We start from the raw sequence: 4,591 nt of genomic DNA on the forward strand, positions 1-4,591 counted from the left end.
ATGTTTTGTTAAGCGTTTAAAAACATCAGTAAGTTTTAAGTAGTGGTTCTGTAAAAATGGCTGAATCTGACAGAGATATTATTATGTGACTGCTATAGCAAAATTCAGTTAGAGAACGTTTCCAAAAAAATGAAACGTTAATAAAAAGTGTATTTAGGGTTGCGGAACTTTGACTTTAAACATAATATGTTTGCATTGGTAGTATATAAAGTGAAAAAGTTGTGAGGCTTCCCATCAAATTTAGCTCTTCGAGCATGAATGTTTCTTTTTTTGCCCTCGTAGCCGCCTTTGGGGGCTTCGTATTCGGGTTGGATGCAGCAAATATATCAGGTGCTCTTCGGTTTGTAAGTGCTGAATTCGAACTCGATTCTATTCAGCAAGGTACATTAGTAGGTTGTGCGCTACTAGGCGTTATTCTAGCCCTCTTCTTTACAGGCACACTATGTGAAAAGTTTGGAAGGGCTAGAGTGTTACTTGCTATCGGCTTCACTTACTCTCTGTCTTCTCTTTTGTCTGCCTTTGCTGTGAACTACGAAATGCTTCTTGTAGGCCGTTTTATTGGTGGTGTTGCCTTCGCATCAATCACTGTTTCTGCTATGTATATTGGCGAGATCGCTCCTGCTAATCAGCGAGGCAAATTCGTATCAATAAACCAATTTATGATCGGACTCGGCTTATTGTGCGCGTTTGTGATTAACTATTTCCTTGTTAAATCACTTGCCACCTCGACGTGGTTAACTAACGACAATATTTGGCGTGTGATGTTAGGCGCCGAACTTATCGCTAACGCGGTATGGATTGCTCTTATACTATGCATTCCTGAATCACCCCGATGGCTAGCTAAAAAAGGGCGAGACAAAGAAGCGCTATTCGTTTTCGAAATTATCGCTTCTACAGAAAACGCAAAGACGTTATTAAACGATGTAAAAAACTCTCTTACAAGCAACAGAGAGCTAGATACGCTGTCACAATTGAAGACATTATTTAGCCCAGGTTTACGCTTCGTTGTATTCATTGCCGTTGCTTATGCTTTCGTTCAAGGTGCCACCGGAATGAATGCGGTGTTGTTTTTCGCGCCTATGGTGTTTGAACAGATAGGCATGAGTGTTGAGGACACATTCATGCAAACCATCTCTACAGGAGCTGTAGGGCTTGCTGCAACCTTAGTGGCCATCGGTTTTGTTGAAAAGCTAGGTAGAAGGACGCTTACCATAGCTGGTCTTTTGCTCGTTGTTGTTGCTCATGGTTCGACTTTTCTAGGCTTTAAACAAGCGACTTATGAATTTAACGATGCTGCCATGGCTGAATTATCAGAACATTTTAAACAAAATTCGTTGCCGATAACCTTGCTCGCGCCGTTCGAAGGTAGAAGTTTCGATAGCGATGTGGCGTTAAAAACTGAGTTGAGTAAAAACTTCGATAAGAAAACGCTTCCTTTGGTAAGTGGCACTATCATCGAAAAAACAATAGTTGGAGTAAATGCACCACTGGTCTTGTTTGGCATTTTTGCGTTTCTTGCGGCATTTAACTTATCGATAGGGCCGATTATGTGGGTGATTTTCTCTGAGATTTTCCCAAATAAAGTGCGCAGTGTAGCGCTACCTTTCGCTGCACTCGTTCAAACAGTGTCATCGTGGTCAATTCAGCAGTTTTTCCCTTGGCAATTAGACAACATGGGCGTAGCAAACATCTTTTTACTCTACGCAGGTATTGGGCTATTTGGGCTAATAGTTATGTATCTCTATTTACCAGAGACAAAGGGTAAAACCATAGAAGCACTGGAGCTGGAATTAACAAATCAAAATGCAATGGGGGCTAAGTAGCTAGTATGAGTAAAAAAGATATTGCTACATTCGTTGTCGACTGGGGAACGAGTAACTTCCGTCTTTTCGGTTTGAGTAGCGAAGGCGTTTTAATAGACACAGTGGAAGCGCCATCAGGACTTCTGCAGATAAAAGACAAGGCGTTTGCCGAAACCTTAGAGTATAAACTAGAAGCGATGACATCGGACTACCAAAATATCCCAGTTTTAATGGCAGGAATGGTTGGCTCTGCGTCGGGGTGGAAAGAAGTACCTTACGTTGCAGCACCAGCATCGGTTTCAGATGTCATCAATAATGCAATTTCTTTTGAACTTCCTTGGGGTGCGCAGGCTAGAATTTTACCCGGGGTAAGTTACCGGGCCGCGCCACTTAACTGCGACGTTATGCGCGGTGAGGAAGTACAAATATTTGGTTTGTCACTGTTAACCGATTCGACAAACATGCATGTTGTGCTGCCAGGTACGCACAGTAAGCACGTTGATATAAAAGGCGGTGCTATTTCAAGCTTTTCGACTTTTTTTACGGGCGAGCTTTACGCATTACTTAGCCACTATTCATCAGTAAAGCCCCCATTACCTTCACAGGAAATTGTTAACGAAACTGCATTTTTGAAAGGGGTTAGGCGAACAACGGAGGGCGCATTGCTTAATGATATTTTTTCGGCCAGAGCACTAAGGCTATTTGGTGAGCTAGCCGATCACGAAGTGGCTGATTATCTGTCTGGTATATTGATTGGCAGCGAATTACACAGTTCAACACACAGAAATATTTATCTAGTCGGCGGGGAGTCTTTATGTGCTCGCTATGAACTGGCGGCTAAAGAGTTACAAATAGAGACGTACACATTTTCTGGGAACACATGCTTCTTAAATGGCATAGCAAGAATTATAAAGGAGATAGAAAATGGGCAGAGATAAAAATTCTGAAATACCTCTCATTGCTATTTTACGGGGCGTAACTCCGCAGACAATTTTAAATGTCGCCAGCGTGTTGGTAAGTGCGGGGTTTACCAAAATAGAGGTCCCTTTGAATAGCCCCAATGCAATTGAAAGCATACGCTTGCTTGTGAAAGAGTATGGTACCAAAAACTTCGAATTGGGCGCAGGGACGGTAACTAGATTAGATTTGGCTGAACAAGTATTAGAGACCGGTGCCAACCTCGTGGTAACGCCGAATTGTAATGTGGATGTTATTAAAACTGCGGTTGACGCAGGATGTGTTACGTATCCTGGTGTAGTAACGCCCACAGAAGCTTTTAATGCTGTACATGCAGGGGCCTCCAACCTGAAGCTATTCCCAATATCGATGGTGGGGGTAGGTGGAATGAGCGCGATGAAAAGCGTATTGCCTTCAAATATAGCGTTGTTTCCAGTGGGAGGAATTGACGCAACTGTAGAGTCAATGTCTCCTTATCTGCACAAAGGCGCGAAGGGCTTTGGCTTAGGCTCCCAGCTGTATAAGCCGTCAATGTCTTTGGATGAAATTAGCCATAAAGCGACGGCTTTTGTTAAAACATTTACAACAGTAATTAATGAATAACGGTTACCGATGGTAAACGCTTGGTGTTTGAGCCGATTTAATATAATGTTAAATACATATTATATTTATTGCCTCTTAAAGCGTGCATGTTGCAAATGACTTTGGTGATAAACTAAATGATGTCGATTAGCTACATTGACTCGCAAACGCAAACTCATCTGATGACTTAAAGAACCCAGTCTAATAGCGTGAATCACTTAAAGGTGTTATGATTTAAGTTATCATATGTTTAATGTAATCGGATTCGATTAAATGAATGAATTAGTTTATTACGACTTAAAACGCGCTGCCAAAATGACGCCGAGCTTGTCTGTACAAGTGGCTAAGGAAATTGGTCGCCGTATAGTCGCTGGCTCACTAGAGCCAGGTACCTTGTTAGAAGAAGAGAATTCTTTGGCAGAACGCTATCAAGTTAGTCGCGTCGTTATTCGAGATGCAGTGAAAATCCTAGTAGGCAAAGGGCTATTAGATGTAAGGCGAGGTATTGGTACTAAAGTTCGCCCTCGTAGCGAATGGATATTGTTAGACGATGACGTACTTGCATGGCATATCACTGCGCCACCTAATGAACACTTTATTAGTCAGTTGATGGATGTAAGGCTCGCTTTCGAACCTAAGGCCGCGCGATGGGCCGCAGAACGGTCTGATCCTGAAGCGCTTAAAGAAATCGAAGAAGCCGTTATCCGAATGGAGCAAGAGTCGGGTTCCTTAGAAAAGTTTATTGTTGCCGATGCTTTATTTCACCAAGCGGTACTGCGAGCAGCACATAATGAATTTTTAACTTCTATGGAAGGTATGATTTATTCTGCATTGTTGGTAAGTGTTCGCATTACCAATCAAGATCCTCGAAAAAACAGCGATTCGGTTAAGTTTCATAGAGACGTTTATGAAATGATAGCAAGCGGAGACGGCGAGGGAGCAGAAGCCCTTACAGAGAAACTTCTAAAAGATGCAATCAGAAGGTTGAAAGAAGCCTTTGGAGATAGCTTCCGAGAAGAGTAATAGTCTAAGAATTGTTAAAGCCGGTGTCTATACTACTATAGCCACCGGCTTTTTCGTTTTTAAGCGCTTTACAAAGCTGCTTTTTGTTTAAATCAACCCCTCTATGCCTTCGCTCACGAAATAGTTGCTGTCCAAATAACAAGACAACGTATCTAGCACATCTTGTATCACCATTATTTAATAAACATTATGTTAATGATTTCAAATCCTTCTTTACATTTAAACAT

General features: G+C 41.9%; 4 protein-coding genes. All 4 read left to right on the forward strand.

Translation table 11 applies throughout. From position 1 onward, the window contains the following. The first annotated feature begins 254 nt into the window (after window positions 1–254). The 4 genes from KL866_RS01200 to KL866_RS01215 all read left to right on the forward strand — a co-directional run bounded on the left by KL866_RS01200 (window position 255) and on the right by KL866_RS01215 (window position 4,364). Entirely contained in the window at window positions 255–1,823 is a 1,569-nt protein-coding gene (locus tag KL866_RS01200; RefSeq protein WP_214992578.1) for an MFS transporter, read from the forward strand. A gap of 5 nt (window positions 1,824–1,828) precedes the next feature. Then, complete coding sequence (locus KL866_RS01205) at window positions 1,829–2,740, forward strand: 2-dehydro-3-deoxygalactonokinase (RefSeq protein WP_025255713.1); 912 nt, start codon at window positions 1,829–1,831, stop codon at window positions 2,738–2,740. Further along, entirely contained in the window at window positions 2,727–3,362 is a 636-nt protein-coding gene (locus KL866_RS01210; RefSeq protein ID WP_214992590.1) for a 2-dehydro-3-deoxy-6-phosphogalactonate aldolase, read from the forward strand. Before KL866_RS01205 ends, KL866_RS01210 begins: the two co-directional genes overlap by 14 nt. Before the next feature lie 252 nt (window positions 3,363–3,614). Next, complete coding sequence (locus tag KL866_RS01215; protein ID WP_214992593.1) at window positions 3,615–4,364, forward strand: FadR/GntR family transcriptional regulator; 750 nt, start codon at window positions 3,615–3,617, stop codon at window positions 4,362–4,364. Window positions 4,365–4,591: the final 227 nt, after the last annotated feature.

Origin of the sequence: Alteromonas sp. ALT199 (assembly GCF_018619335.1) — a bacterium.
GTDB lineage: Bacteria > Pseudomonadota > Gammaproteobacteria > Enterobacterales > Alteromonadaceae > Alteromonas.

Bases quoted from the DNA above. Each gene is read 5' to 3' on its own strand.
- KL866_RS01200 (WP_214992578.1), top strand. From the start codon at position 255: ATGAATGTTTCTTTTTTTGCCCTCGTAGCCGCCTTTGGGGGCTTCGTA.
- KL866_RS01205 (WP_025255713.1), top strand. From the start codon at position 1,829: ATGAGTAAAAAAGATATTGCTACATTCGTTGTCGACTGGGGAACGAGT.
- KL866_RS01210 (WP_214992590.1), top strand. From the start codon at position 2,727: ATGGGCAGAGATAAAAATTCTGAAATACCTCTCATTGCTATTTTACGG.
- KL866_RS01215 (WP_214992593.1), top strand. From the start codon at position 3,615: ATGAATGAATTAGTTTATTACGACTTAAAACGCGCTGCCAAAATGACG.